The 26462-nt window shown below is 44.8% G+C and carries 26 protein-coding genes; 18 read left to right on the forward strand and 8 right to left on the reverse strand.

The window, feature by feature from the left end; genetic code table 11:
* Positions 1-80: 80 nt before the first annotated feature.
* On the reverse strand, positions 81-2255 hold the full coding sequence (yccS, locus tag OKC24_RS00535; RefSeq protein WP_130144205.1) for a YccS family putative transporter: 2175 nt from the start codon (positions 2253-2255) through the stop codon (positions 81-83).
* A gap of 140 nt (positions 2256-2395) precedes the next feature.
* Here yccS and OKC24_RS00540 point away from each other — a divergent pair, with 140 nt between their 5' ends.
* Positions 2396-3598 (forward strand): multidrug effflux MFS transporter, encoded by a 1203-nt coding sequence (locus OKC24_RS00540; RefSeq protein ID WP_252151879.1) that lies wholly within the window; start codon positions 2396-2398, stop codon positions 3596-3598.
* A gap of 113 nt (positions 3599-3711) precedes the next feature.
* On the opposite strand, the gene OKC24_RS00545 is transcribed toward OKC24_RS00540, so the two are convergent.
* Positions 3712-4416, reverse strand: coding sequence for a nitroreductase (locus OKC24_RS00545; RefSeq protein ID WP_130144203.1), 705 nt, complete (start codon positions 4414-4416; stop codon positions 3712-3714).
* A 684-nt stretch (positions 4417-5100) separates the two neighbouring features.
* Here OKC24_RS00545 and OKC24_RS00550 point away from each other — a divergent pair.
* The 5 genes from OKC24_RS00550 (at position 5101) to OKC24_RS00570 (ending at position 10967) form a co-directional block, all read left to right on the forward strand.
* Positions 5101-6399 carry a DcaP family trimeric outer membrane transporter gene (locus OKC24_RS00550; RefSeq protein ID WP_130144202.1) on the forward strand — a complete coding sequence of 433 codons (1299 nt, stop codon included), beginning with the start codon at positions 5101-5103 and terminating at the stop codon, positions 6397-6399.
* A 458-nt stretch (positions 6400-6857) separates the two neighbouring features.
* Positions 6858-8099 carry a sodium/glutamate symporter gene (gene gltS / locus OKC24_RS00555; protein ID WP_130144201.1) on the forward strand — a complete coding sequence of 414 codons (1242 nt, stop codon included), beginning with the start codon at positions 6858-6860 and terminating at the stop codon, positions 8097-8099.
* Between the two features lie 457 nt (positions 8100-8556).
* On the forward strand, positions 8557-9582 hold the full coding sequence (locus tag OKC24_RS00560) for a patatin-like phospholipase family protein (protein WP_130144200.1): 1026 nt from the start codon (positions 8557-8559) through the stop codon (positions 9580-9582).
* 384 nt (positions 9583-9966) lie between these two features.
* The gene (locus tag OKC24_RS00565) at positions 9967-10149 is read left to right on the forward strand and encodes a hypothetical protein (protein ID WP_005008096.1); all 183 of its coding nucleotides are present in this window, start codon (positions 9967-9969) and stop codon (positions 10147-10149) included.
* A gap of 296 nt (positions 10150-10445) precedes the next feature.
* Positions 10446-10967: an acyl-CoA thioesterase gene (locus tag OKC24_RS00570; RefSeq protein WP_005008097.1), complete on the forward strand. Its 522-nt coding sequence runs from the start codon at positions 10446-10448 to the stop codon at positions 10965-10967.
* 42 nt (positions 10968-11009) lie between these two features.
* On the opposite strand, the gene OKC24_RS00575 is transcribed toward OKC24_RS00570, so the two are convergent.
* Complete coding sequence (locus OKC24_RS00575; protein WP_130144199.1) at positions 11010-11354, reverse strand: hypothetical protein; 345 nt, start codon at positions 11352-11354, stop codon at positions 11010-11012.
* 227 nt (positions 11355-11581) lie between these two features.
* Between OKC24_RS00575 and OKC24_RS00580 the strand changes: the two genes are divergently transcribed.
* The 5 genes from OKC24_RS00580 (at position 11582) to OKC24_RS00600 (ending at position 15813) form a co-directional block, all read left to right on the forward strand.
* Entirely contained in the window at positions 11582-12202 is a 621-nt protein-coding gene (locus OKC24_RS00580; RefSeq protein ID WP_130144198.1) for a TetR/AcrR family transcriptional regulator, read from the forward strand.
* A complete protein-coding gene (locus OKC24_RS00585; RefSeq protein ID WP_131276019.1) occupies positions 12199-13410 on the forward strand; it encodes an MFS transporter in 1212 nt (403 codons plus the stop codon). Before OKC24_RS00580 ends, OKC24_RS00585 begins: the two co-directional genes overlap by 4 nt.
* Before the next feature lie 12 nt (positions 13411-13422).
* Positions 13423-14316, forward strand: coding sequence for a LysR substrate-binding domain-containing protein (locus tag OKC24_RS00590; protein WP_130144196.1), 894 nt, complete (start codon positions 13423-13425; stop codon positions 14314-14316).
* A 62-nt stretch (positions 14317-14378) separates the two neighbouring features.
* The gene (locus tag OKC24_RS00595; RefSeq protein ID WP_130144195.1) at positions 14379-15083 is read left to right on the forward strand and encodes a hypothetical protein; all 705 of its coding nucleotides are present in this window, start codon (positions 14379-14381) and stop codon (positions 15081-15083) included.
* A gap of 121 nt (positions 15084-15204) precedes the next feature.
* Positions 15205-15813 carry a glutathione S-transferase family protein gene (locus tag OKC24_RS00600; protein WP_130144194.1) on the forward strand — a complete coding sequence of 203 codons (609 nt, stop codon included), beginning with the start codon at positions 15205-15207 and terminating at the stop codon, positions 15811-15813.
* 183 nt (positions 15814-15996) lie between these two features.
* Here the strand turns inward: OKC24_RS00600 and OKC24_RS00605 are convergent, their stop codons facing one another.
* Together OKC24_RS00605 and OKC24_RS00610 are read right to left on the reverse strand one after the other, a co-directional pair.
* Positions 15997-17604 (reverse strand): bifunctional 3-(3-hydroxy-phenyl)propionate/3-hydroxycinnamic acid hydroxylase, encoded by a 1608-nt coding sequence (locus OKC24_RS00605; RefSeq protein WP_265464496.1) that lies wholly within the window; start codon positions 17602-17604, stop codon positions 15997-15999.
* A gap of 333 nt (positions 17605-17937) precedes the next feature.
* On the reverse strand, positions 17938-18162 hold the full coding sequence (locus OKC24_RS00610; RefSeq protein WP_130144192.1) for a hypothetical protein: 225 nt from the start codon (positions 18160-18162) through the stop codon (positions 17938-17940).
* Between the two features lie 573 nt (positions 18163-18735).
* Between OKC24_RS00610 and OKC24_RS00615 the strand changes: the two genes are divergently transcribed.
* From OKC24_RS00615 to OKC24_RS00635, 5 genes are all read left to right on the forward strand, one after another.
* The gene (locus tag OKC24_RS00615) at positions 18736-19743 is read left to right on the forward strand and encodes a CobW family GTP-binding protein (protein ID WP_130144191.1); all 1008 of its coding nucleotides are present in this window, start codon (positions 18736-18738) and stop codon (positions 19741-19743) included.
* A 65-nt stretch (positions 19744-19808) separates the two neighbouring features.
* Positions 19809-20339, forward strand: coding sequence for a YaeQ family protein (locus tag OKC24_RS00620; RefSeq protein ID WP_130144190.1), 531 nt, complete (start codon positions 19809-19811; stop codon positions 20337-20339).
* Positions 20340-20473: 134 nt separating this feature from the next.
* Positions 20474-21106: an MgtC/SapB family protein gene (locus OKC24_RS00625; RefSeq protein WP_005008113.1), complete on the forward strand. Its 633-nt coding sequence runs from the start codon at positions 20474-20476 to the stop codon at positions 21104-21106.
* Between the two features lie 100 nt (positions 21107-21206).
* Positions 21207-21545: an FKBP-type peptidyl-prolyl cis-trans isomerase gene (locus OKC24_RS00630; protein WP_005008114.1), complete on the forward strand. Its 339-nt coding sequence runs from the start codon at positions 21207-21209 to the stop codon at positions 21543-21545.
* 125 nt (positions 21546-21670) lie between these two features.
* Positions 21671-23530, forward strand: coding sequence for a sensor domain-containing diguanylate cyclase (locus OKC24_RS00635; protein ID WP_130144189.1), 1860 nt, complete (start codon positions 21671-21673; stop codon positions 23528-23530).
* Positions 23531-23564: 34 nt separating this feature from the next.
* Here OKC24_RS00635 and OKC24_RS00640 read toward each other — a convergent pair whose 3' ends face one another.
* Positions 23565-24017, reverse strand: coding sequence for a GNAT family N-acetyltransferase (locus OKC24_RS00640; RefSeq protein ID WP_130144188.1), 453 nt, complete (start codon positions 24015-24017; stop codon positions 23565-23567).
* A 131-nt stretch (positions 24018-24148) separates the two neighbouring features.
* Between OKC24_RS00640 and OKC24_RS00645 the strand changes: the two genes are divergently transcribed.
* Both OKC24_RS00645 and OKC24_RS00650 read left to right on the forward strand, forming a co-directional pair.
* Positions 24149-24379, forward strand: a complete 231-nt coding sequence (locus OKC24_RS00645) for a hypothetical protein (RefSeq protein WP_131276018.1) — start codon at positions 24149-24151, stop codon at positions 24377-24379.
* Positions 24380-24457: 78 nt separating this feature from the next.
* Positions 24458-24937 (forward strand): hypothetical protein, encoded by a 480-nt coding sequence (locus tag OKC24_RS00650; RefSeq protein ID WP_130144186.1) that lies wholly within the window; start codon positions 24458-24460, stop codon positions 24935-24937.
* Here OKC24_RS00650 and OKC24_RS00655 read toward each other — a convergent pair.
* Together OKC24_RS00655 and OKC24_RS00660 are read right to left on the reverse strand one after the other, a co-directional pair.
* Positions 24930-25508 (reverse strand): TetR/AcrR family transcriptional regulator, encoded by a 579-nt coding sequence (locus OKC24_RS00655; protein ID WP_130144185.1) that lies wholly within the window; start codon positions 25506-25508, stop codon positions 24930-24932. The two genes, OKC24_RS00650 and OKC24_RS00655, sit on opposite strands and share 8 nt — an antisense overlap.
* Positions 25495-26418, reverse strand: coding sequence for an alpha/beta hydrolase family protein (locus OKC24_RS00660; RefSeq protein WP_130144184.1), 924 nt, complete (start codon positions 26416-26418; stop codon positions 25495-25497). The genes OKC24_RS00655 and OKC24_RS00660 overlap by 14 nt, the downstream gene beginning before the upstream one ends.
* Positions 26419-26462: the final 44 nt, after the last annotated feature.

Raw genomic sequence — 26462 nt, forward strand, 5'->3', positions numbered from 1 at the left:
AACTAACAAATTTCAAACTGTAAAAAGTTTAGCATTATTTGTACCAATTCAGTGAGTATATTGTTCCAAATTCAGCCAAATTATAAAGAAGCCAATTCGGTTGCATGCGGGTCATGGTCATGGCTTAAATTCTGCTTCAAATGGCTGATTTGATCCAAAATACTGAACATTAATGACAGCTGCTGCAAAATGATCAATGATTTCTGATCATCATCATTATTTTGCGATAAGCGCTGGCGGATGGCCTGCAGCATATTGGTTGCGGTTAAGTCCGGCACTTCATCACGCAAAAGCGCACCTTGGATATCATCCAAAGCTTTGTCCAGCAGATTTAAGACTTCCTGATCCTTAATTTTTTCACGGTGCGCGCCTAAGGCCGCAATATAGCTGATGAAGGTGTGATTTAAACAGAGGAATTCAAAGGCTTGAGCTTTTTGCGCAGGATCAAAATCCGGTTCGGTCGCCAGTGTTGAAATTAAAGAGGCGACGTCTGCATCGGTATTGTGCGCGGCGCGGCGCACAACGCGGTAATTCAGGCCATTGTTGCGGCCATGCTTGTATTGTTCAACCACTTCTGACAAATAATCGCATTGCGCCTGTAAAGAGCGCTTGATGGTGCGCGGCAGGCGGCGGAATTTCCAGTCTGGGAAAATAAAGCTGACGCCAAACCAGGCTAAAGCGCAGCCGATCAGGGTATCGATCATGCGCGGCATGGCTGCCGCAAAGCCCAGGCCGTCTAAATTGAAGTTGATCATCGCCAAGATTGTAATGAAGGCTGTCGCTTGCGCATACTGTTTGCTTCGCAATTCAAAGAACAGCACGCCGCTGAGGATCAGCAGCAGCAGCTGGCCTTCAATCGAAGGGATAAAATACAAAATCGCGTAGCCTAAAATAATGCCGATTAAGGTTCCGATAATCCGCAAATATAGGCGGCGCTTGGTGGCGTTAAAGTTCGGCTGGCTGACAAATAAGGCAGTCAGCAAAATCCAGTAGCCGTATTGAATATCGGTCAGCTGCACAAAAATATAGCCAATGAACAGCACCAAAGAGACCCGAACGGCATGGCGGAACAAGACCGATTCAGGTGTCAAATGCTGTTTGACGCGAATGACAATGTCGTCCCAGCCTTTTAAGTCGTCATCTTTAAGCTGATTTTCGATGTGTTTGGCTTTGTCAAAATTCATATGGCGTTCGGTTTCCACATTACGCAGCTGTGAATCGATGGCTTTTAAATTTTGATAAAGTGAAAACAGCGAATTTACCCAAACCTGATCATACTGCTGTTCGGCACGGAGCTTTTCTAAGGACAATTTTAGATTTTGAAAAGCATGCTTAAAGCGTTTGCTGTGATTATAGGGGGTGCGCTGCAGAATGCTGCTGCTTAAGTCTTTGCAGGCTTTGGCCTGAAGAGACAAAATGCGCTGAAAGCGGAATAGGATATCGCTGTGCTCGAAAATCTTAGACAGCTTCTGATAGTCAATATGCGCAGAATCGGCGCGTTCATGAATATCCTGCGCCACAAAATAATACTGCAGGCTGCGCCGTGTATCGCGCTGGCCACGGTCACCTTTTAAACGGGTCAGCAAGGCGGTTTTCATATCGTTGAAAATGGTGATTAATTTTCCATTTTCTAAAGACAATTCAATCATGCTTTGCTGATAGCTGGCTGGCGTCATGTCTACATCAAATAGATTCGATTTAGCAAATAAGAAGTCGGCTAAAGACGAATAGCACTGCGCCAGTTTGTCCTGCACTTGGCGTACAGGAAACAGCAGGAAGCTGATGGTGGAAATTAAACCGTACCAAGCCGCGCCTATGACCAGCAAGCTTGCCTGCGTATACCAGTTGTCAAAAAGGCTGACGCCAAGCATGGAATATACAGAAATGACTAAACAGCCGTAGGAGATCGTGGCATAGCGCCGCCCCAGTGAACCCAGTAAAATCCAGCCAATGCAGGACACAATTAAGCCAATGGCAAATAAAATTGGATAGGGAAACAGCAGATAGACCGATACTGCAGTTACAAAGAACCCGATATAGGTATAGATCAGATTCATGATCCGCACAGAAAAGCGGTCATCAATATCGCTTAAGCCTGCAGCCACAACCCCTAAGGTGAGGGGAATCGTATACAGCTGCTGCCCGATGAAATACGGGACAAAAGCCGTACCCGCAAACGCGATAATCATGCGGATGTTGTACATGAAAGTGGTGTTGTACGTCGCTTGTTTTAGACGTGCGAGCCAAGAGTTCAATTTCTATCCTTTGCTGTCTGGAGCAGAGCGGTCAGCTGATATTTGAATTGTGTGATTTTTCACTTTGAATATGCCGAAATAATACTATGACACGTGTAAACTTGTCTGCATTCTCATCATTTAGAAACGAAAATATCTCTATGCAGACAGAACAAAGCAAAACGCAGTATTCCAGCGCGTGGATTATGCTGCTAGCGCTGCTGACTTCGCTGGGCCCGCTGTCAATTGATATGTATCTGCCGGCCTTGCCGCAAATGGCGCATGATTTTGGCGTGAGTACGCAGAGGATTGCCAATACCTTGCCCGCATACTTTTTAGGCTTGGCGGTGGGGCAGCTGATTTATGGTCCGCTCAGTGACCGTATTGGCCGTAAAATTCCGCTGTATTTTGGACTGTGCCTGTACATTGCAGCAAGTTTGTTGTGCCTGATGGTGCAAAATGAATGGAGCCTGATTGCTGCCCGTATCCTGCAGGCTTTAGGCGGATGCGTAGGGGTCGTGATTGCGCGGGCAGCCATCCGGGACCGTTTAGATATGCAGGCGTCTGCGCAAGCATTTTCAAGCATGATGATTGTGATGGGGATCGCGCCGATTATTGCACCAACACTGGGTTCATGGATTTTGAAATTTTTCAGCTGGCACGCAGTGTTTGCCGCATTAAGCTTGATGGGGGTTGTCTGCCTATGCTGCGTGCATTTTTTCTTTCATGAGTCTTTGCCTGCATCCAGGCGTCTAAAGTTAAGCTTTAAACAAGTGCTGCTGCTGTACGCGACAATTTTTAAAGATGCCAGCTTCCGCCTGCCGATGATTATCGGCTGCTTCTCGGGTGGTTTGCTGTTCTGCTATATCAGTTCATCTGCGCCGGTTTTAATGGATGACTATGGGCTGACCCAGCAGCAATTTGCCTACGCTTTTGGTGCGAACGCCTTTGGCATTATGCTGTTTTCGACATTCAATAAGCATCTGGCGGCAAAAATCAGTGTTATGCAGCGTTTAAAAATAGGCGCCTATATTCAGCTTTCAGGTGTGATGATTTTGTTTGCTGGCGGACTGCTGCCGCACGCGCCCATGGTTTCTGTCATGCTGGGCATGTTTTTGACGGTTTCCGGCATCGGCTTTACCGGGCCAAATGCAATGGCTCTGGCAATGTCTGAGCAGGGTGCGCGCGCTGGAACGGCCAGCGCAGTTATGGGCAGCATGCAGTTTGCCTGCGGCCTGTTAGGCGGACTGATTTTGAATTTTCTGTGCTGGAGCCCATTGTTAAATATGGCGGCGGTGATGCTGCTGTTCATAGTGCTGGCGCTGTATGCAATTCGCAGCATTCAGAATGCACGAGCCGTTTAAAATGGCCTGAAGCGGAACAGGGGGATTGCTGAATGCCTGCCATGAACGGCTGAAAGATCCGAGATAAAAAAAGGAGGCTGGGCCCCTTTTGCTGCGATGCGGTCAGCAAGCCTTCATTCAATAAATACAGCAAAGTCTTCTACCGGGACACGCGGCGTAATAAAGGTATTTACGATATGATCAGGATCTGCATAGCCCAAAGCCATGCCGCATACCAGTTCTTCATCGCTGGAGGCATGGACTTCGCTGAGCACAATGCTGTGGAAATGATTCCAGGCGGCTTGAGGGCATGTATCTAAGCCGCGGGCTTTGGCTGCCAGCATGACATTCTGAATCATCATGGCGATATCCATTTTTGAGCCAATGCCCAAAGATTTATGCACGGTAAAGAACAGCCCGACGGGCGCATCAAACAATTTGAAATTACGCAGCTGCTGCTGCGCCATTTTTTCTTTTTCACCTTTCTGGATTTTTAGTAAGCCATATAAGCCCCAACCATTTTCACGGCGGCGCTCAATATAGGGTGAAAGCCATTGTTCAGGGTAGTAAGGGAAGGTTTCTGTATAGTTTTTTGCCAATTCAGGGTTTAAAAATAAGGCAGATTGCGCGGTGCTGACTTTTTCAATCAATGCATCCCGTTTTCGGCCCTGCACGACATAAACCCGCCATGGCTGGGTATTGGTTCCAGACGGAGCGCGGCTGGCCACCTGAAGGATTTCTTTGAGTGTTTTCCGATCAATTGGAGTGTCCAAAAACGCACGTACAGAATGGCGCGAGGTGATGACTTGATCTACGGCTTGCTGCAGCTGCTGGTCCATATGCCTACCTGTGATTGCTTTAATTTTTAAATTTTCATTCAAATGTTTAACATTAATATGCGTTTTAGAACAAGCTTCGCTGCTGAATTGTGAAAAAGGCGATAAAGTTTTAATACTCTAAAGGTATAAATATTTACCTTTAATGTATAATGATGGCATATTCGGTGAGTGGCAGCTTGGGTATCTTGTCTAATTCTATGACCGTGTTCAAGAACTTATATCTTCCATGAAGATGAATAGCTCTGTTGATCCGGCTTTTGTGCAATAACGTATTGCTGAGCGTCAACTGCATGCTACTAAAGCACAGATAGTCATTCGCGGCGTTGTCCGTTCAAATAATCAGCATGAGGTGTCAGGAAGATCAGCTCAATTTTAAAAATACTGAAGATGAAATGGATTTATAAAAAGGAGCGGTTCAACAGGACCAATTATTGCAAGACAATACAGCCATTGCAAAATGGTGAACATGGTGCTGTTTAGGTGTTTGGAAATTTATTGCTGTGAAAAACTGAGCAAAATTGCTTATTCATTATATAAATTACAAATGCGTAAAATCAGCAAAGTAGTGGTCAATTTTTCCTGTATAAATGTGCAATTAGGAAAAACTTAAAAATTGTCACAAAAAATACATTTTCATCTGGATTGAAAATGATTGCGTGAAACTAGAATTCATCTGGAGAATATATGAATTTCGCTCAACTTAAAAAACCTGCAGCTCAATACAGCTTAGCCATTGCCGTTTCAGCACTGATGCTGAACTCTGCGCAAGCAGCCACAGCTGAACAAAAAGAAGTTGCGCAGTTGCGGGCTGAAGTTGCAGAACTGAAGGCATTAATCAAACAGCAGCAGCAGGTTCAAGTACAGCAGCAGGCTGATATTCAGCAGGTCAAAGCGCGTCCTGCTCCAGTAGCTGTTGTGGCAGCGCCTGTTGCGCCGCTTGCTGGGCTGAAATCTAAGGCTGGCGCAGATGTAAATGTTTATGGTTTTATCCGCGGTGATGCCAACTACATCATTGAAGGTTTTGATGGAGACTTTGGTGGCGTAGCATCTTCAACTGGCGCTACAAAAGACAAATTGCGCGCGACAGCAAAAACTACACGTATTGGCTTGGACTTCAGCGCTCCTGTAGGCGCTGACAATAAAGTCGGCGGTAAAATTGAAGCGGATTTTGCTGACCCTGACAGCGTTAAAGGTGAAGGTTTCCGTATCCGTCATGCGTACTTGACTTACAATAACTGGTTATTCGGTCAAACAACGTCGAACTTCCTGTCTAGCCATGCGCCGGAAATGATTGACTTCAGCACTAACATTGGCGGCGGCACTCAGCGTTTACCGCAAGTGCGCTATAATTTTAAACTTGCGCCGCAAACTCAATTATTTGTTTCTGCTGAAGAAGGTGACAGTAAAGGTACAGTTGCGGCAGATACGTCTTACCGCGTTCCGAACTTGACCGCTAAACTGACTCAAGGTTTTGCTGAGGGCAAGGGTTCAGCATCTGCGCGCGCACTGGTTGAAAATTACAAGTCAGACGCTGCCAATGAAACTGAAACAGCTTGGGGCGTTGCCGCTGGCGCATCATATGCAGTGACGGATCAATTGAAGCTGAATGGCGATGTTTCATACGCGGAAGGCAACAGCAACTATTTATACGGTTCAAATTCTGCATACTCTGTAGTGAATGGCAGTGTTGAACAAAATAAATTTACAGCTGTGCAAGTCGGCGCTACCTATAAGTTCAACGAAAAATTGCGTTCAACTTTAGCGTATGGCGCGTTATTTGCTGATGATGGCAGCGCTTATGCTAAAGATGTGTCAAACAGCAACGCAAACGAAGAAGTTCAACAGGCTTGGCTGAATATTATTTACGCACCAGTAAAACCAGTTGAACTGGGTGTGGAATACATCAATGGTAAGCGTAAAGCATTTGGCGGCAACTCATACCACGATGACCGTGTTGGCTTAATGGCTAAATACAGTTTCTAATCTGGATTTTTAAATTGCCTAAAAAACAGGAGCATAAAGCTCCTGTTTTTCATTTGAGAAGGCTGAACTTCGCGCTTATAAATCAAACGCCATTTTTTTAGAAAATAAATATAAAAAAACTATCACTGTTACTGATATGAATTATTGTAAAAAAATAAAGTTTTTACACAAAAAATATGCATAATGTCGCACTTTTATTCATATTGATGGTTGATCAAAAGATTTGACAAGGATATTCGTTAAAAGTCTAAATCATTAGGAGTGGGCGGAATATTTTGGGCAATACATATGCCATTAGGGGAGTATGGTATTGCAAGTCATTTACATGAGAAGCATCAAATGAGCCACAGCATAAATATTTGGAATAAAATTTCGGCATTGGGTTAAACCTCGCCGGATTTTATTCATTTTAGTAAATTTTTAATTGCTCTGGTTCATTACCTGCATGGACTATTATTATGGAATTTACTTTTAACGCATTTTATACCTTAATTGCTGCCGTGATCGTGCTATTGCTTGGGCGGTTTCTCGTTAACAAAATTGGTTTTTTAAAACGCTATAATATTCCTGAACCCGTTGCGGGCGGCTTAGTCGCTGCTGTTCTATCGCTGGTTGTGCATCAGCTCTGGGGATACAGCATTACCACCAGCAGCCAGCTGCAAACCAGCTTTATGCTGATCTTCTTTGCTTCTATTGGCTTAAGCGCCAACTTTTCTAAGTTGAGAGAAGGCGGCTTGGGCTTAGTGATCTTCCTTGTGGCTGTCGCATCGTTTATTGTGGTGCAGGACTTTGTCGGCATTAGCCTGGCGACAATCATGGGCATTGATCCATTAATCGGCTTGATTGCGGGCTCTATTACGCTGACTGGGGGACATGGCACAGCAGGCGCTTGGGGTGAAATTTTAGAAACCCAGCATGGCATACAGGGCGCATTGGCGCTTGGCATGGCGAGTGCGACCTTTGGTTTGATTATTGGCGGCATTATTGGCGGGCCTTTAGCAAAATTGCTGATTAACCGTTATAAGTTAGCTACACCGCGCACCAATGAACAAATCGAAAAAAGTGACAGCACCCCTTTGGCCGATATAAATTCTGCAGAATATGTTCCATTTGAACATCCGCACCGTGTCCGTTTAATTACGGCGGATAATGCCATTACGACATTGGGATTATTTGCAGGCTGTTTGGCATTTGCTGAATTTATGACAGGCTACAGCAAAGGGACAATGTTTGAATTGCCGACATTTGTCTGGGCTTTGGCAGGCGGCGTTATTCTGCGCAATGTGCTGGAAGGCATTTTTAAAATTCAAATTTTCGACCGCGCGATTGATGTATTTGGAAATACGTCGCTTTCACTGTATTTAGCGATGGCTTTGCTTTCTTTAAAACTGTGGCAATTATCTGATTTGGCTGGCCCGCTGGTTGTCATTCTGGGCGCGCAAACCTTAACTATGGGACTGTATGCCGCCTTTGTCACTTTCCGTGTTATGGGTAAAAACTATGATGCAGCGGTTTTGGCTGCAGGGCATTGCGGTTTTGGCATGGGCGCTACGCCGACAGCTGTTGCCAACATGCAGGCCATTACCAATATGTATGGGCCTTCACACAAAGCATTTTTAATTGTACCGCTCTGCGGCGCATTTTTTGTTGACTTGATTAATGCGACAGTCATTCAATTTATTTTAAAATTCTTTGCATAACTGAAGGCTGTTTGAAATTTAACGAGCTTTAAAAAATACCCAAGGAAACTTGGGTATTTTTTTATGCAGCAACGAATCTCCATGCAACTTAAATTGCAGGCTAACCGCTTATACCGCGAGATTAAGCGGTAAAGCTGCCCATAATGCTGCAAAGCCATGATCTGCGAATATTCATCATCTGTCAGCCATTTGTTTCTTTGGATCAGGTCCTAATGCAAAAGATCAAATAGGCAGCTGGGCTGCCAAATGAAGTGCTGCCGAGTTTTAGAAAGACCTAAAATATGGACGGCAATGATTTAGAGTGCATCGATAAATACTGCGAAGTAAAGAGGATTGGATTATAATTTTAGACTATAAAAAAGTCAGAAAATGTGAAATTTCCGGCGCCGTTTAACGAATCATAACAATGGTAGTGATCTGATCTCTTTAGACTGTTGGAGTCTAAAGAAAATGAATAATGAATGTTGGAATCTCTGTAGTGAAAATGAAATCTGCTTTTGCTGCGTTGACTTGCGTCGTGCTTGCAGCCTCTCAAACTGTGGTAGCGAAACCTGCTGAACAAGTGCCGGCAGCAGCGCAGCAAAGCGCCGAGCCTGCTCTGAATATGATTGAAGCCTATGCGGGCAAGGACCGTATTGACTTTAAAAAGCTGAAACAGCAAGAAAAGAGGCCGATTGTTGCCTTGGTTTTAGGTAGCGGCGGCGCGCGGGGCTACGCACATATTGGCGCGATTCAGGTCTTGGAAGCCAATGGCATTAAGCCGGATTTTATTGTAGGCACCAGTGCGGGCAGTATCGTCGGTACGCTGTATGCCTCGGGATTAAATGCAGAAGAAATGCGTGAAATTGCGCTGAATATGAAGCCCAATGATGTGCGGGAAATCCGCCTGGCTAAAAAAGGCGTACTGGATGGCAAAAAAGTTGAGGAATATGTCAACAAGCAGGTGAATAACACCCCGCTGGAATTGCTGAAAACCCCAATGTATGTGGTGGCCACCGAACTGCAGCAAGGCCGTAAAATGGTATTTAATGCCGGCAATACGGGACAGGCGGTGCGCGCTTCGGTGTCTATTCCTAGCATGTTTATTCCTGCAGTGATTAATCATCAGGAATATGTGGATGGCGGTTTAGTCAGCCCTGTTCCGGTAGATGTCGCGCGGGATTTAGGGGCAGACATTATTATTGCCGTCGATATTTTAGCGCAGCCGATTCATACCGAAACCAGCAATGTCTGGGGGCTGTTTAACCAGAACATCAATATCATGCAGTACTACTTGGCAAAAGAAGAATTAAAGCGGGCTGATATTGTAATTCAGCCGGATATCCGTGAAAAAGCGCATATCTTTGATGTCACTGGCCGTGAAGCGACCATGCAAGCTGGGGTTACAGCTGCTGAGCTTAAGCTGAATGACATTATTAAAACTTTTGCAGACCACAAGCATCCGCTGGAACGCGGCACTGTACAGTACAGCGCGCAGCAATAATTGAACGCGCTGCTATTTTTGTTTTGAGGCATAGACGTTAAAAAACGCTGAAGCTGTGAGTTTTTTTGGCCGCACTTCAACGCCTATTTAAACATTTTCCATATGATCGGCTGGTGAATGCCGCCTTTTATGAATCTGTTAGCCTTTATAGTTATAGATTTTAGAACTGGCGCAGGGGATTCAAGGCGGTATTTTTTGAATTGATGTTAAGTTTTTGAAATTTATTAATAATAAAATTAATTCATAAAACATTAAGTATAATATAAATTTTCTATTTAGCTTTTTACTGCAGAGATTTCCGTTTACCTGTGTGTGTAAACCCGCTACACTTTTTGCGAGCTTTTTATAGCTGAAATCAATTAATAAAAGCATGAGTAAAACCAAATGCATACATTGAAAATTGGTCAGAAAGTCACTCTGGCGGCCATGGAACAGCAGGTTTTTATTGTCACTGCCATTCAGGTTGATGGCTCTTTTTGTATTGAAACTGAGTTGGCCAATCAGCAGAAATTAAGCTATAACAATGTGGCCTTTGAAATGCTGAAAATTCTCCCGCCTAAAATTTAGCATGTGTGTCATTTTGTGCAGTGGTCAATGAGGAACATAGAGGCCGATATGATGTATGCCGCTTTATTTTTTTGTCATGCCTTTAAAATGAGGCGATTTAGTGAAATGTGCAGATATTCATAAATATGCTTAATACTCAACCATTTAATTAAATACTATATATTTTTTTGAATGATGTCTAAATCACTATAAATAATAGTGATGAATTTTTTGCCGAATAGAACATTTTATTGAGTGTAAAACCGATATAATAATCACACTTATCAATGTCCTTTCATAAAGTCTAGAGAAACGCGATGTCCCCATTAGATCAAATTGCTCCGATATTAGAAGACCAATCTGAATTAAACATGTCCGTCCTGATGACCCCAGATATGGCGAATTTTTCAGGCAATGTGCATGGCGGAACAATTTTAAAACTGCTGGACCAAGTGGCATATGCATGCGCCAGCCGTTACTCGGGCAGTTATGTCGTAACATTATCTGTAGATAAGGTTAATTTTAAAGAGCCGATTCATGTGGGCGAGCTGGTAACATTTCTGGCCAGCGTAAATCATGTGGGCCGCACGTCGATGGAAATCGGCATCCGCGTTGAAGCGCAGAATATTCAAAAGCGCACCGTGCGCCATACCAACAGCTGTTACTTCACGATGGTGGCTGTGGATGAAAACGGCAAACCGAAACCGATTCCAGAACTGAATCTGAATAATGACTGGAAGCGCTGCCGTTTTGAAGCGGCTGAACAGCGTAAAATTGCGCGCCTGCAGGAAAACCATCATCCGTCATGCAGCATCTATAAAAAATCATCGCACAGCTGATTTTCTGCTGATGCAATCAAAGCCGCCATTTGGCGGCTTTTTTTATGGCTGGCGGTTGATCAAATACTCTCCGTCTACCGTCATGCTCCAGATCCCGCTGCTGCTGAGATGGGGGGCGGCAGATACCCTGAATTCAGAACTGAAAGGCCAAAAGCCAATTTGGATGATATTGTGGTGAAAGGATTGGATTTTGCCTGTGATGGATTTTTTGCCGTGCATTTCAAGCTTGATGTAATGCAATTGCCCTGACGGGCTGATCTTGAAGATGGTGCTGCTGTCATCGTTTTGCCAAGTGCCTGCATAGTGGCGCTTATCTTGCGGAAGCGGTTCGCTGCATGCGGTTAAAAGTAAAATGCATAAGCCTGCAGGCAAAGCCGATTTAGACATAGAAATTTCCTGAAATTTATTGTTTTTTTCACGATGGTTTTTTTATTTAGTATCTGTGATTTTTCTGGGCGGAGGCCTGAAGATCAGCGCCTGCAATTTTAACAGCCTCAATTCCGGGTATTCAACTAAAGTTTTATTCAGGACGGCAAGAAATGGATAGAGAACCGCATCAATTGAGGGTAATATGAAACGATACGTTTCGTTTTATACCTATCTATGGATTGCACATGAATGCAGTGAATAATGCGCTAGAACTGTCTGGAGCAAATGAAACTGAAAAAAGCTCAAGGCGCAGGCAATGCATTTTGCGCGCCGTGAATGATGCCTTAGCGGAGTGTGACTATAGCAAATTGACGGTTGAAGATATTGCCGCGCGTGCAGGCGTCGGCAAGTCGACGATTTACCGCTGGTGGAAGCATAAATCGGATTTGGTGTTTGAAGCTTTTAAAGAAAATACCGTGTCTGTTTTTGATTTGGATTTTAACCAGTCTCTGGAATTCAACTTAAATCAGCAGCTGCTTAAGCTGTCCAGCGCATTGAACCAGCCTGTTGGGCGGGCGCTGCTGGTGGTAATGGCGGAACACCGGGAGGCTGCAGGGGAATTTTTTAAACAATACCTGCTGCCGCGCCGTGAACAGACCCGCAAGCTGATTGCACAGGCCATAGCGCGCGGAGAAATTAAGGCGGATTATCCTTTTGAATTGATGCTGGATATGCTTTACGGCCCGATCCATTATCAAATTATCTTTTTTAACTGGATGCCCGATGAGCGCTATATTCAGCAGCTGGTGCATTTGGCGCTGCAGCCAATTCTTATTACGCCTTCACTGGCAGGCGGCAGCGCATGAGCCGGATGCCTGAATCTCTAACGCCTGCTGAACAGCTGTGGAACCGTGCATTCATGCTGTGCCTGTGCAATAACCTGTTTCTGTTTATTTATTATTTCGCCATGCTCACGGTGCTGCCCATTTACATCATGCAGGATTTAGGCGGTACAATTAAAGAAGCCGGTTTAGCATTGACGCTGTTTTTAGTGTCTTCTATTGCCATTCGCCCATTTTCAGGGTTGATTGTAGAGCGGCTGGGGAAAAAAAATGCGCTGCGCGGCGCTGGGCTGCTGTTTGTATTGTTTGCATTCAGTTATTTGCTGATCGACAGTTTAGGGTCTTTGCTGCTTGCGCGTTTTTTGCATGGCTTCTGGTTCAGTATTTTGACCACAGTCAATGTGCCCGTGGTGAATGATTTTATTCCAGAACACCGTAAAGGCGAGGGCATGGGCTATTTTGTCATGTCGACCAATTTGGGCGTGGTCTTTGGACCGCTTATTGCATTAACCGTCATTCAGTTTGCCAGCTTCACCGCGCTGTTTGCGCTGCTGAGCATTGTGACCTGCATTGGATATATATTCTGTTTAACCTTAAAGGTGCAGGAATCACCGAAAGCAGTTCAAGACGCGGATGCGCCAAAACCGAAGCTAGGCTGGCATGATATTGTCGAAGTGAAGGTTCTGCCAATCAGCCTGATTGCGCTGTTGGTGGCCTTTGCATATTCCAGCATCACCAGCTTTATTACGGCATTTGCTGACAGCCGGCATTTATTAAGCGCCGCTAGCTTATTTTTTATTGTGTTTGCTGTATCCATGATCGCGGTGCGTCCATGGGTGGGCAAATGGTACGATCAAAAAGGGCCAAGTTCGGTTATTTATCCATCCTTTATATCATTTGCCATTGGTTTGGTGATTGTCAGTTTTATGGATAATCAATGGGTGCTGTGGCTGTCCGCGGTGTTTATCGGCATGGGCTATGGTTCATTATTCCCCTGCATGCAAACACTGGCGATACAGTCCGTGTCTAAGCAGCGCATGGGTCATGCGATTTCAACGTTCTTTGCTTTGTTTGATATTGGCCTGGCCATCGGTTCCGTCATTATGGGCTTGCTCATCGCCTACTTTGACTATCAATTTACCTATTTAAGCTGCGCGGTCATCGTGATCGTAACGCTGTTTATTTACAAGGCGTCTGCGGCATTGAAGAAGCCTGTTCAGACATCCATTTGATAGAGGTGCAGTGTGGAATTACGACATTTGCGTTACTTTGTAGCTGTTGCTGAAGAGCTGAATTTTACCAAAGCCGCGCAGCGCATGTGCACCGTGCAGCCATCTTTAAGCCAGCAGATTAAAGATTTAGAGCAGGAAGTGGGTGTACAGCTGCTGTTGCGTTCAAACCGTAAAGTTGAACTGACGGAAGAGGGCAAAGCCTTTTTGAAAGAGGCGCGCCTGAGCCTGGAGCATGCGGAAAAAGCCATACTGGATGCGCGTCAAGTTGCGCATCTGACCAAAGAGCAGCTGAACATCGGCTTTGTGCCTGTGGCGGAAATGAAAGTCTTTCCTTACATTATGCCGAATATCCGTGCGCAGTTTCCGGAATTGAAAATCCATTTTCATAGTCTGACGGATGCTGAGCAGCTTAAATCACTGCATAAAGGGGAAATTGACATTGCGTTTACACGCTATGCTGAAGATGCTCCAGATATTGAGTCTGTGCAGGTATTTACTGAACCGCTGGCTTTAATTATGCCGAAAGACTGTCCTGAGGCTATGCTGCGCCATATCAGCATTAAAAGCTTTAATCAGCAGGAGTTTATTGTCAGTGATGAGCATTCATCGCCAGAATTGTTCCGCATTATTCAGGAGTTTTTCAAGCAGGCTAAATTAAATGTCAATGTGGTGCAGTATTCAACCAATATCTTGCTGAATGTGAATTTGGTGGGCATGGGCGTGGGCTGGAGTTTGGTGCCGTCTTATGTGATTCCGCTGCTGGGCGATAAAATTGTGGTGAAAAGCACTATTGAGCCGCTGCCGATGATTGGGCTGTACGCCAGCTACCGCAAAGACAAGAAAAATGAAGCGATTGAGCTGATTTTAAAAGTGCTGAAAGAGCAGTTTTATATGGGCTTTTTTTAATTGTTGACATGAAATTAAGGAGATATGCATAATGCTATCTCCTTAAATATATTAAATAAAATATGTTAATAAAAAGCTTAGATAATTATAAAATTAGTCTTTATGAGTTTTTAACTTTAGTCTTTTTTATAGGTATTTCTTACGCTTATTTAAATAAAATTATTCTATATGAAGCTCTTGGAATATCATGGCTTATTGGCAGTTTAACGCCAAATTATGTATTGGTTAGTTCGTTAGGTTTTATTTTTTCAACTTTTGTTGGTGCATCCATAGGTTTATTGTTGCCTATGAAAAGACTATTTTTTATAACAATGATTGTGTTGGGATTTGTGTTTAGTGGTTTATATTCGCTTATAAATTATTTTGATTTTTTAAGTGTGCACTTAGATAAGAACTTTAATTTTTTAGCTTTAATATTTTGGTGTCTTGTTTGTATGTTTTGTTTTGGGATTACTAAATTTAATATTGAAATGCATCGGTTAACCAAAAGTATGGGAGGAAAACCAGTACCACTTGCAATAAGTATTTCTCTATTTATAATTCTAGTATTAGGTACCCCATCATGGTTGAGTAAGATTGAACAGAAGAAAATCTTTGAAAAACCTGAAATTTTTTATAGTCAGGTATCTATAAAAAATGATACTCGGAAATGGTTTTTACTTGAATTTATTGGAGATAAAGCACTTATAAAATTAGCAGGAAATGATTTGATCTACAAATATGTTGAATATAAAGACATCGAATTATACGAGGCTAAAAGTAGATAAGATCAAATTTTAAATTTATAAAAAAATAGCTAAGTTAGATACTAGCAAAATACAAATTCATACAGATTAATTTTTCTGCATTTTATACTCTAAAAAAAAACGGCAGAGGAACAATATTTCAATGAAATACTACAGCAATAAACAATCCCGCGGAAATACGCTGCTGCCTTTATTTAAAGAGCTGGGCATAGAAAATGACATTGAAATGGTTGAAGTGGATTATGCCAAAATTCATGATGCCGAATATTTAAAAATTAACCCAATGGGCAAAGTGCCGTGTCTGGTGGATGGGCCGGCCGTCATTAGTGAAACTGCCGCTATCTATGCCTATTTGGCGGATAAATATCATGAAAAAGGCCTAGCGCCAGCGTTGAATGATCCGATGCGCGGCGAATATTTGAAGTGGCTGTTTTTTTGTCACGGGCCAATGACCGAATATATGGATCTCAAATATTTGCAGGTGCCGGAAGCGCAAATCGAAAAATGCCGATCCGCGCTGAGTATGGGCAATGAAGACGCTGTTTTCGCATTTTTAAAGCAGGGCATGAAGCAGGCCAATCCATATTTGACGGGTGAAAAGTTTACCGCTGCGGATTTGTATTTGGCCTATTGGATTGCCTACGCCGTGCAATTTAAAATTCTGCCTTATTTGGACGAGTTTGATCCTTTCATTCAGCGGGTGAAAAAGCGCGATTCAGTACAGAATATTGACTGGCTGCAAAAGCTGTAATGATGAATTTAGTGCTCGCCAAATCAGAAAACTAAGCGCGATTTGTCTATCAATATTACCGGTTTCATCATGAGCCATCGGTCTTTATGGGATGGAAAACAGACCCTATAAAAAAGACCACGCATAGTGCGTGGTCAGGCCTCTGAATATTCAGAAATTTTAATTTTTATAGGTATGACGGTCTTACTTGACGTGAAGCTTAGCAAACAGCTGCTGGCTGACTTGGTCTAAAGTCTGCGGAATGGCGAGCGCTGCCACAAAACGGTCAGGGCGCAGCACGACAACAGATTCAGAGGTTTTTCCGAACCATGTGCGGATATCCGTGCCAATGTCACCAATGGTGATCACGCCTTCAGGCTGCTTGCGGTTGGCATTGTTGAACTGTACCGCAGGAATCACCTGAATGAATTTAACACCCAGTTTTTTCCATTGTTTGATGGCTGCATCCGACAAGCCCCACTGCGGGTCTACACCCCAAGCAATCAATGCAAAGTCATTGCCAATCACTTCATCCAAAAGCACAGTTTCGCCCGTAGCCAATTTTACTTCCGGCTGAATAAACATTTTGCCGACTGGCGAATCTTTAGCGCCACTGGTGACTAAAGCGCCATCATGGTATTTCGGCATTGGCTTGAAGCGCATTTCCAGCAGGTACTGTTTGATGGGCTTGATATAGTTCAAGGCATAGGCAATACCGTCACGCACAAAACCTTGCCATTTTTTAGGCGGTGCGAGCACGTGGCCAGCCATTACAGACAGGTCAATCATCGCTTTGGCATGGTCTTTACGTTCAATTTGGTAAGAATCCAGCAATTCAGCGCCCGCTTTGCCTTGCACCACCAAAGCCACTTTCCATGCCAAGTTGAAAGCGTCACGCATGCCGCTGTTGTAGCCTTGGCCTTGCCATACTGGCATGATGTGGGCCGCATCACCGGCAAGCAGAATACGGTCGACACGGAATTTGTCCGCAATACGTGCATTGTGGGTATAGACACGCTGGCGGATGACATCAATGCCGTCAGTCGTTGGCATCACTTTAGACAGTAATTTTGCAATGTTTTCCGGCTTGCTGAGTTCTTCTTGAGTTTCACCCGGCATCACCATGAATTCAAAGCGGCGGATGCCGTGAGGCAAAGCAGCAGAAACATATGGACGCACAGGGTCACAGCACAAGTAAATATGCGGTGTGGCCAATGGGTCATTGTCGATGTCAATGACGATCCACTGGTTTGGCGCTGTTTCGCCGTCAAAGGCAATGTTTAGGGTACGGCGGACAATAGAATTGCCGCCATCGCAGGCAATTAAGTACTGCGCTTTGACAATTTCGGCTTCACCCGCTTTATTGGTAATGCTTAGGCTGACACCCGACGCATCCTGATGAAACTCAGTCAGATTGCGTGAGAACAGCACTTTAGTTTTGTCGTATTGCTTTAAGCCTTCAAGCAGCACATTGTCGACTTGCGGCTGAATAAATGCGTTGCGGCGTGAGAAGCCGAATTCGCGGGTTAAAGGCTGAATGTCTGCAAAGCAGCGGCCTTTAGGGGTTAAAAAGCGCATGGCGTGGTTAGGTGTGGTATGCGGTAATACTTGATCCACCAAGCCTAAAGATTGAATAGTGCGTAATGATTCATCATCAATACCAATTGCACGCGGGTAATCAATTAAACTGTCCAGCTGTTCAATGATGGTCACTTGAACGCCTTGCTTACTTAAATAGTTCGCAATCGTTAGGCCGACTGGGCCAGCGCCCAAAATAGCGACTTCAGCCATGTAATTCGCTTTATTGCTCATGTGCAAACATCCAATTCTTACGCATTGAGCTTATTAACGGTGAATTAGGGGGATGAGACAAGCTATGCCTAAGTAGATGGGATAGAAGAATATTATACCGAAGGGCGGTATTTATTTTATTAAGATATTGATTGTTAATTATTAAGTTTAATTCTTTCAATAAGCTTTGATGATTCATCGATCATTAATAACTATCATTGCCTTGATCTGCTGTAAAAAAACCGAAGCGCTTAGAAAAGGGCTCCGGTGCTGTTTTTAGGCTAAAACATTGAAAAACAATGTTGAGCTGCGGTCAGCTCAGATATAGCCGCTGATTGATAAGGCCTTGCGATTTTATTGCGCAGGCTGTGCCGGCGCAGCACCTGCATTTGCTTCAGAAGCAGGTTGGGCTGCACTTGAGCTTGCTGCAGCGTCTTCAGCGGCAACGGGCTGTTCTTGTGTACTGACCACAACTTTTTGTTCTTCTTGAACCGGTGACGATTGAGCATTTGAAGCAGCAAAAGAAGTTGCAGTGACTGCAGCGAAAGTTGTAGCAAGTAAAATTTGCGTTAATTTCATGATGGCATCCTTAATTGTATATTTTAGTCATCCGCTCATATTGAGCATCACGCTCGATTTGAACGGATGCCCATGCTAAGAGCCGAAACCACAGCAGGCAATGATTGCAGCAAAAGACGGCTCTACGCGTTACAAAAACGCTGTAATACTCAAAAAATTGTTGATTTATGTAAAATAAAAATTGAAATAAGCGCCTAAAATGTATGTAAATATTTCAATAATATGCATCAGAAGCTTTTAGCGTTACAGCGCAGTTACACAGAAGGGGATTTGCAGAAAATAGCATGCTGAAAAAGCGCATAATAAATGTAACACTTCATTGCAGATTGAGCCCAACCGCAAAGCAATATGTCATTTCAGTCAATCCATGACAGGTTTTGATATTTCATTCCGATCTTCATTCGAATTCTTGTCCCATAGGCTTTGATGCCGCTCTTCAGGCTAAAAAACAGCAACCCATCACGGCTCAGGCGCTCAAGAGATGCGGCAAAGATCAATCCAGCAAATGGGCTTGCAAGGGCGGCATCCAGCTATACAATGTGCCCACTTACATATTCTTTTGCAGGTGATCTTTTGAAGCTTTTTACAGCATCACAGGCTATCCCCGTTCATATTATTTCCGGCTTTTTAGGCGCAGGTAAAACCACGCTGCTGAAGCATTTGCTGAGCCAAAAACCGGAACATGAAGTATGGGCGGTGCTGATGAATGAGTTTGGCCAAATTGGCGTTGATCAGCAGCTGCTGCCGCAGGATCAGGGCTATGCCGTCAAGGAGCTGTTGGGCGGATGCCTGTGCTGCAGCAGTCAGATGCCGATGCAGATAGCGCTGTCGCGCTTACTGTCAGAATCGAAGCCAGACCGTTTATTCATTGAGCCGACAGGGCTGGGGCATCCAGCACAGCTGCTGGAACAGCTGACTGAGCCGCATTGGCAGCAGCATTTGAATATGCGCGCGCTGGTCACTGTCGTGGATGGTTCCCGGCTGCATGATTTGGCTTGGAGCAAGCAAAACCTGTATGCAGATCAGCTGAAAGCCGCGAAAGTTGTCGCGGTGTCTCATGCAGACAGCATGACTGAAGACGATGAACAGGCTTTAGCCGCATTGCAGGCTGAATATCAGCCCTATCAGCAGCTTTGGCTGAAAACCGCAATGGGTGAGCTGGCGCTATCCGATATTGATTTGCCCTATGCCGGCACTGCACGGAAAATACAGCCTTTGTTACAGGTGCAAAAGCAGATGCGTGATGATGAGGCGCGGCCGGAAATTAAGCAGCTGCCGTATCATTATGTCGAAAGCGCGCAGGGCTACAGTGTAGCGGGCTGGAAAATGCCGAAGCGCTGGAACTTCGATTTCTATGATTTGCTGGATTTGCTGTGTGAACAGCAGGATTGGCTGCGCATCAAAGGCATTTTTCAGACCAGCCAAGGCTGGAAAAGCTTTAACTTTAATCCGAAACAGTTTAATTATCAGTCTGCGCCAGAGAATATCGATAACCGCTTGGAAATTATTTATCAGCAAGAACGGCAATGGCTGGAATTTGAAACCCTATTGATGAACTGCCGTACAGATGAGGGGAAATAGCCGAATCTTTTCTGCAAAGTGCGGTTAAATCTTATATGCTAAGCGCCAAATTCGAGGACTTGATCATGGCGCTGAAAGCGACAATTTATAAAGCAGATTTGAACATTGCCAATATGGACGTGCATCAGTACGGTGATTACCAGCTGACTATGGCGCTGCATCCATCTGAAACCATTGAACGCCTGATGGTGCGGATTTTAGCGTATGCGCGCTATGCGGATGAAATGCTGGAATTTACCAAGGACCTGTTTGAAACCGATGAACCGGCATTGTGGGAAAAAGACCTGACGGGTCAGCTGGTGAAGTGGATTGAAGTCGGCAGCCCGGATGAAGACAAAGTGAAAAAAGCCTGCGCGCGCTGCAGCCAAGTCGCGATTGTAACTTATGGCACTGCTGTCGATGAATGGTATAAGCGCAACAGCAAGCTGAAAACGTTAAAGAATCTTGAAATTTGGAAACTGTCTCTGGCGACGACAGAAGCGATTCAAGCGTTATGCGAACGCACTATGCAGCTGCAGCTGAATGTGATGGATGGTGAATGGACGCTGATTGGCGATAATGCTCAGGCCGTGATTGAGTGGGAGCAGCTGCAGTAGGCAGTAATTATACTGTTGCCGCTGTGCATGAGAACAAAATGAGCCCCAAAAAAAGATGCAGGCAAGGCTTGCATCTTTGCCCTAAAGCTGGGTATATCTGGATCAGAACATTATCATAATAAGGGTGCAGCGGCATGTACGCAGATTATTTGGATCTCATCCATCTGCTGATTGCGTTAGGGATAGGCGCGGTGATAGGCGCAGAGAGGGAATACCGCAGCAAATCAGCGGGCCTTCGCACCATGATTATGGTCAGCCTCAGCTCATGCTTATTTACGATATTGTCGCTGAAAATTGGCGTTGAAAACCCTGACCGCTTAGCCGCCAATATTTTAACGGGCCTCGGCTTTCTGGGTGCAGGGGTTATTTTTAAAGACGAAAACCGCATTTCAGGCATTACCACCGCGACCACGATTTGGATGACAGCAGCCCTTGGCATGGCGGTAGGCGCAGGCTATATTGTGCTGAGCCTGTTTGCTGCATTTATTGTGATGATTGTGCTGGTGATGCTGATTTACGTGCAGGAGCGCATAGAGCAGCTGCATCAGGCGCGGACATACCGCATAGTCTGTCCATACCGTCAAGAAACATTGGATAAATACGAAGAATTATTCAAAACCTTTGATATGCACGTGATCCGCAATACGCAGCATAAAACAGAACATAAAATTACAGGGCGCTGGGTGCTGATCGGCACGGCAGAAAATCACCGCAAGCTGACCGAATACTTACTGGATGATGCCAGCATTATGGAACTCAGCTTTTAATGAGGTGGGGCTTTTAGCCAAACGGTGCAGAAAACCGCAGATTTTCGCCAGCAGCGGTTTATAATGCAGCACGGTAAAGCTTTATTTGAGGTGTATGAAGATGTCAAACGAATTGGAAATTATTGATTTAAAAATCGGCGAAGGCAAAGAAGCCGTTAAGGGCGCGTTAATTACAACGCATTACACTGGCTGGCTGGAAGACGGCACCAAATTCGATTCATCGATTGACCGCGGCAATTATTTTGAAACGGTTATTGGCACTGGCCGTGTCATTAAGGGCTGGGATCAAGGGATTATGGGCATGAAAGTCGGCGGCAAGCGCAAACTGATTGTGCCTGCGCATTTGGGCTATGGCTCACGCAAAATGGGCAATATTATTCCAGCAAACTCAAATTTGATTTTTGAAATTGAATTATTTGATGTGAAAACGCGTGATTAATCTTTAATCTGCGTCAAAAAATTGACCGGCAAGGATGCTGTTGATCAAAAAATAGAAAAAATATTTGGAAATCATCGAGTTTCATTTTACATTGAATTTTATGTCGATAAAAGGAATAGGACTCCTTGCGTTATTTGCATGATGCAATCCGTATTTTTCAGGGATTACTGCTGCTGAGCTGTGTCATTGTTTTTGGGCAAACTGCTGTGTTTGCCCAATATGAGCCTGTACCAGCATCTTTTTATGAAAAATACCGAGACAGCATTAATGATGTGCAATTCACAGAAAACAGCAGTACCCAGCTGCCAGGGCAATGGCTATTTTATCCGCGGCATTTCTTAACTGAATCCAGCACCATATTGGCCGCACAGCCTGTCTTTTTACCAGCGTCATTTAAAGAGTTGACCGGCAGCAATGAAAATTACGGCACATTTGTCGGCTACTTTAAAATCCCGAAAGAATTCATCGGGCGCCGCATTGCCATCAAAATTCCAAACCAATACGGGGCATACCGGGTTTATCTGAATGGTGATTTTCTCATGCGCTTGGGTGAAGTAGGAACTTCGCCCGATACCCAATTTCCCGAAAATGCCCCTAGAATTGCCTATTTTGTCGCTGAAAAAGAATATTTCACCTTAGCGATTCAAGCTTCAAACTTTTCCAGCCTGCATGGCGGCTTAGAAAACCCGATGCGGATAGGCTTATCGAAAACCATCAACCGCCAGTTCCAGCAGCTGATGATGAGCGTTTCTGTCATCTGCGGGATTGTACTGGGGGTAGGCCTGTTTAACATCTTATTTTCAGTATTCCGCGGTTCAACACAGCGCAACAGTAAAAGCATTTTTGTCTTTGGTATTTTTATTGTGTTTTTGGCGCTGCACAACTTTTTTTCTGCGCCCTATGCCTATACGGCAGTGACGGAAATCAACTGGCTGTGGGGCACGCGCTTAGAATATCTGTTTACCTATTTTACGGTAGTTTTTTTTATCAGCTATATTCACCTGCTCAATGCGCGCTATCTGCACCGTTTGATTTATCAAATCGCCATGCTGCTGCTGGGGCTGAATATTGGGGTGACGCTGGTTGCGCAGCCTGAAGTTTTTGAGCGCTTGGCGCTGTATTGTTCAGTATTTAGCCTATTTGTATTGGCCAATTTTATTTATGGCTTTTATCAGACTCTCAAGTTAAAGGAGTCCTATTCTGTCCTGAATTTATGCGCGGTCATTTTTCTATGCGTGACTTTCTTAAATGATTTCATGCTGCTGATGAATTGGATTGATTCGGTGAATTTATCCTTTGTCTCGACCAGCCTGTATGCCTTGCTGATTATGTTCCAGCAGTCACGAAACTATGCCTATCAGACCTATCATACAGAGCAGCTGAATAACAACTTGATGGAGTTGAATGCGCTGCTGGATCAGAAGGTGAAATCGCGGACGGAACAGCTGCATGAGCTGAATGCAAAACTTGAACATCAGGTGAAAGTGGATGCGCTGACTGGCGCATATAACCGCCGCGCGCTGAATGATGAAATTCAGGAGCGCTTTTCTGAAGTCAAACGTCTGCCGCACGGCACCTTAATGTTCGCGATGCTGGATGTGGATTATTTTAAAAATTACAATGATTATTATGGGCATTTGAAAGGCGATGAAATTCTAAAGCAGCTGGTGCAGGTCATTGCGAAAACTTTGCCGGCTTCGGCTTTTCTGGCCCGCTATGGCGGCGAAGAGTTCGCCATTGTGATGCAGAATGTGCCGCTGCAGGTTTCATTCGATCTGATGGATAAAGTCATGAATGCTATCCGTTTGGCCCAGTTTGAACACTGCAAGCGCGGTGACCATAAAAACTTTGTGACCGTCAGCATGGGCATGGCGTGTATGGACCGGGAGCAGCATTATAAGGATATTCATGCCTTAATGAAGGCAGCGGATGAAAAATTATACGAAGCGAAACAGGCGGGGCGTGATCAGCTGAAAGCCGCCTAGCTCAATCTCAGCGCGTGCTGTAGATTTAATTCAGTTAAGCCAAATATTTAACCAAATGGGTAAGCGCCGTGCCAGTTTCATCTTGCTGCGGCTGATGGTGCTGAAAGCCGCATTTTCTGTAAAAGGGCAGTGCGGTATGCGTGCTGTTCAGAGTGATTTGAGCAATGTTCTTTTCGCGCAGGCAGTCAATCATATTCATCAGCAATGCTGTGCCAATGCCTTGCTGCTGCAGTTCAGGGCGAATGTAATTCAGCAGAATTTTTCCATGATCATTCACAAGAATAAATCCGGCGATCTGCTTCTGTTCAAGATATACCCAGCTGTCATTGTAAAGCATTCCAAGCAGCAGGCTGGACTGATTGGTTTTTTCCAGCCATATTTGAATCTCACTTTCATTGCGCTGATGGTCTTGAATGCAGGAGCGGACACTTTCGTGGATGACCCGTATGATTTCAGGAATATCTTCAATCCTTGATTCGCGTATCATAATTGTTCTTATCGAATTGAAAAAGTCGGTACATTTCAAAAGATAAATCCACTTTTAGAAAGTTGAATTATGTTGCTTTATGATGCGTTTCTGAAGCATCTGCTGTGCAATGATGGAGTTTTATCTCAGTTTTGTTTCAGTATTTTAATGGTTTAAATAATAAAGTGATTCAAATCACATTGCTGCGTTTGAATCCATTGGGCGGTTTTAAGATCAGACTGTCTCAAAATGATTTTGAAGGCGGCAGGAAAGAGCCTGTCGGAAATATTCAGCAAGTGCAGGCGCGCTTGACCGCAATGCTGAGAATAAATCTGTCCCTGAAGGCCCGCTTAGGTATAAAAGCGGTTTCAGTCATGTATTGAGATTGTTTAAAAAACATTCAATTCCGCCGTGTTATACTTCATAAAAATATAAAATTAAACTGTTGCGGGGATTCAGTTATGGTCAAACTGTTATTGATGCTATGCGTCGTGATTGTGATTACTGTGGCTTGGGTAATCGGCTTTAAAATTTATAAAACACAGAAAATGAGTCAAAAGTGGCGTAAATATCAGGCGCCTGAGAAACGCGCCAGCGTGACCGATACCGCTGCTGCTGAACGCGGCGGAGATGCCGTGGCCGTGGTGGACGCCTATGAGCAGCAGCTGTTTGATGATATTGCGGCACTGTTCATGGAGAGAGGGAAATGGCATGATATCGCCGATGCGGCGCAGGTGCAGGCTGAGGTTTTCCGCAAAATGCCTGTCAGTTCAAAAACCCAAATCCGTAAAATGGATTTGGATGAATGGTCAATTTATTGGACTTTTTACGACCAGTCTTTAGAATATTATGTTGGGAAATACGGTGTGTTTTATGCGCATGTTGACCGCTTCGGCGAAGAGCATAAGCATGATATCCGAACGCAGGGCCGCTTTAGCTGAGCATGGTATCGCCTCTGTTCAGCTGGCTGATAATCCGCTGCTGCAGCAAACTTAAATAGCCTGCTTCAGGCCGAATGCGGGACATTAAAATGGCGCCTTCATAATCGGCAACAGACAGCTTTGCCCAAATCTGCGCTTGCGTTTCGTGCATGCATTGGCAGAAGAAGATAAAAAATGCCTGCTCCCAGTCCTGAAAAACATCTCTCAGCTTTTTTTGAATCATCTCCGGCAAATTAGGCTGTTCTGCACTGAGAATGCCCGCCAAACAGCCCATGCCGCCAAAACTGAAAAAATACTCTGCATTGGCGTGTATTTGCCTATAGGCGGCTGTCAGATTGCTGTGCGTCTGGCGCAGCTGCAGAAAGATTCCGTTGCGCAGCTGCTGATGTGTGGTATCTAAAATTTCATACAGCAGCGCGTCTTTGCTGCTGAAATCATAGTAAAGCGCTGCTTTGCTTAATCCGCAGGCCTGCGCCAGCATGCTGACACTGGTGCCTGTATAGCCATGCTGTTTAAAGCATAGTGCAGACTGCAGCAGGAGCTGTTCGCGGCTGAGCTTACGCGGACGCATGCTTTGCGCTTTCCAAAGTGTGCATGGTTTTGAATTGATGCAGTGCCTGATCCCAGATTTTCTCTGCGCCTTTGCGGAAATAGCCCATATGGCCAATGGCTTGCATGCCGTAGTCTTGTGCCTGCATATCAATAAACTGCATAGGCGCATTGCGGTAATGCTGCATAAAAGCATGGCGTGAAGCAGGCAGCGCCCAATCATCGTCTAAAGCCGCCACAGCAAAAATAGGGCTTTTCACTTGCGCATACTGAGTTTTCAGGGCGCGCTGTTCTGGGTCGGCAAAAAAATAGGTCGGATTTTTGCACCATTTTCGCCATTGGCGGTAAACATCTACAGGCAAGTCTGCGCCCATATTCAGCTTGCTCCACGGCAGGTAACCAGTTAGGGCGACCAGCGGCGGAAAGACAATATTCCAAATTACCTGAACTTTAATTTTCTCTTTCAGCGGCATATAGCCATGCCAGCCAGCGCCTGTGCCATAGCATTGCATGGCCTTGACCAGATGATGATTGCGGGTGAGGCCCAGCGCCTGGCCGCCGTAGGAATGCCCAATCATATAAATCGGCAAGCCGTCTTTCGCTAAAACATCAATGGCGCTGCTGAGGTCATGGCGTCCCCAGTCTAAATACGACATGCGGAAGCCTTTCAGGCTTTGCGGCGATGAAGCGCCAATGCCGCGGTAATCGAAAGTCAGCACTTGAAAGCCTTGCTGCGCGGCATATTCTGCAAAACGGCGGTAGAAGCCTTGCGGCACGCCTGTAGCGCTGGAGACCACAATGCTCGCATGCGGTTCTGGCGGCGCATACAGCAGGCCGGATAGCGGATAGCCGTCCGCTGCGGTAAATGCAATTGTGCTGGATTGAATTTCAGCCTGTGCTTTTGACGGCGTCATGTAGGTATTTTCGCTCATTTTTTACTTCTTTATTTTTAAATATTTTCGCATTTTTCGGTAAG

The organism is Acinetobacter entericus, from assembly GCF_026168575.1.
In the GTDB taxonomy this organism is placed as follows: Bacteria; Pseudomonadota; Gammaproteobacteria; order Pseudomonadales; family Moraxellaceae; genus Acinetobacter; species Acinetobacter bouvetii.

What these genes read in the sequence shown, in the direction of transcription:
- OKC24_RS00655 (WP_130144185.1), bottom strand. Translation starts at nt 25,508, where the DNA reads ATGCGTCCGCGTAAGCTCAGCCGCGAACAGCTCCTGCTGCAGTCTGCA.
- OKC24_RS00630 (WP_005008114.1), top strand. Translation starts at nt 21,207, where the DNA reads ATGTCAAACGAATTGGAAATTATTGATTTAAAAATCGGCGAAGGCAAA.
- OKC24_RS00545 (WP_130144203.1), bottom strand. Translation starts at nt 4,416, where the DNA reads ATGGACCAGCAGCTGCAGCAAGCCGTAGATCAAGTCATCACCTCGCGC.
- OKC24_RS00660 (WP_130144184.1), bottom strand. Translation starts at nt 26,418, where the DNA reads ATGAGCGAAAATACCTACATGACGCCGTCAAAAGCACAGGCTGAAATT.
- OKC24_RS00620 (WP_130144190.1), top strand. Translation starts at nt 19,809, where the DNA reads ATGGCGCTGAAAGCGACAATTTATAAAGCAGATTTGAACATTGCCAAT.
- OKC24_RS00550 (WP_130144202.1), top strand. Translation starts at nt 5,101, where the DNA reads ATGAATTTCGCTCAACTTAAAAAACCTGCAGCTCAATACAGCTTAGCC.
- OKC24_RS00540 (WP_252151879.1), top strand. Translation starts at nt 2,396, where the DNA reads ATGCAGACAGAACAAAGCAAAACGCAGTATTCCAGCGCGTGGATTATG.
- OKC24_RS00580 (WP_130144198.1), top strand. Translation starts at nt 11,582, where the DNA reads ATGAATGCAGTGAATAATGCGCTAGAACTGTCTGGAGCAAATGAAACT.
- OKC24_RS00605 (WP_265464496.1), bottom strand. Translation starts at nt 17,604, where the DNA reads ATGAGCAATAAAGCGAATTACATGGCTGAAGTCGCTATTTTGGGCGCT.
- OKC24_RS00650 (WP_130144186.1), top strand. Translation starts at nt 24,458, where the DNA reads ATGGTCAAACTGTTATTGATGCTATGCGTCGTGATTGTGATTACTGTG.
- OKC24_RS00565 (WP_005008096.1), top strand. Translation starts at nt 9,967, where the DNA reads ATGCATACATTGAAAATTGGTCAGAAAGTCACTCTGGCGGCCATGGAA.
- OKC24_RS00610 (WP_130144192.1), bottom strand. Translation starts at nt 18,162, where the DNA reads ATGAAATTAACGCAAATTTTACTTGCTACAACTTTCGCTGCAGTCACT.
- OKC24_RS00585 (WP_131276019.1), top strand. Translation starts at nt 12,199, where the DNA reads ATGAGCCGGATGCCTGAATCTCTAACGCCTGCTGAACAGCTGTGGAAC.
- gltS (WP_130144201.1), top strand. Translation starts at nt 6,858, where the DNA reads ATGGAATTTACTTTTAACGCATTTTATACCTTAATTGCTGCCGTGATC.
- OKC24_RS00595 (WP_130144195.1), top strand. Translation starts at nt 14,379, where the DNA reads ATGTTAATAAAAAGCTTAGATAATTATAAAATTAGTCTTTATGAGTTT.
- OKC24_RS00560 (WP_130144200.1), top strand. Translation starts at nt 8,557, where the DNA reads ATGAATGTTGGAATCTCTGTAGTGAAAATGAAATCTGCTTTTGCTGCG.
- OKC24_RS00600 (WP_130144194.1), top strand. Translation starts at nt 15,205, where the DNA reads ATGAAATACTACAGCAATAAACAATCCCGCGGAAATACGCTGCTGCCT.
- OKC24_RS00570 (WP_005008097.1), top strand. Translation starts at nt 10,446, where the DNA reads ATGTCCCCATTAGATCAAATTGCTCCGATATTAGAAGACCAATCTGAA.
- OKC24_RS00625 (WP_005008113.1), top strand. Translation starts at nt 20,474, where the DNA reads ATGTACGCAGATTATTTGGATCTCATCCATCTGCTGATTGCGTTAGGG.
- OKC24_RS00575 (WP_130144199.1), bottom strand. Translation starts at nt 11,354, where the DNA reads ATGTCTAAATCGGCTTTGCCTGCAGGCTTATGCATTTTACTTTTAACC.
- OKC24_RS00640 (WP_130144188.1), bottom strand. Translation starts at nt 24,017, where the DNA reads ATGATACGCGAATCAAGGATTGAAGATATTCCTGAAATCATACGGGTC.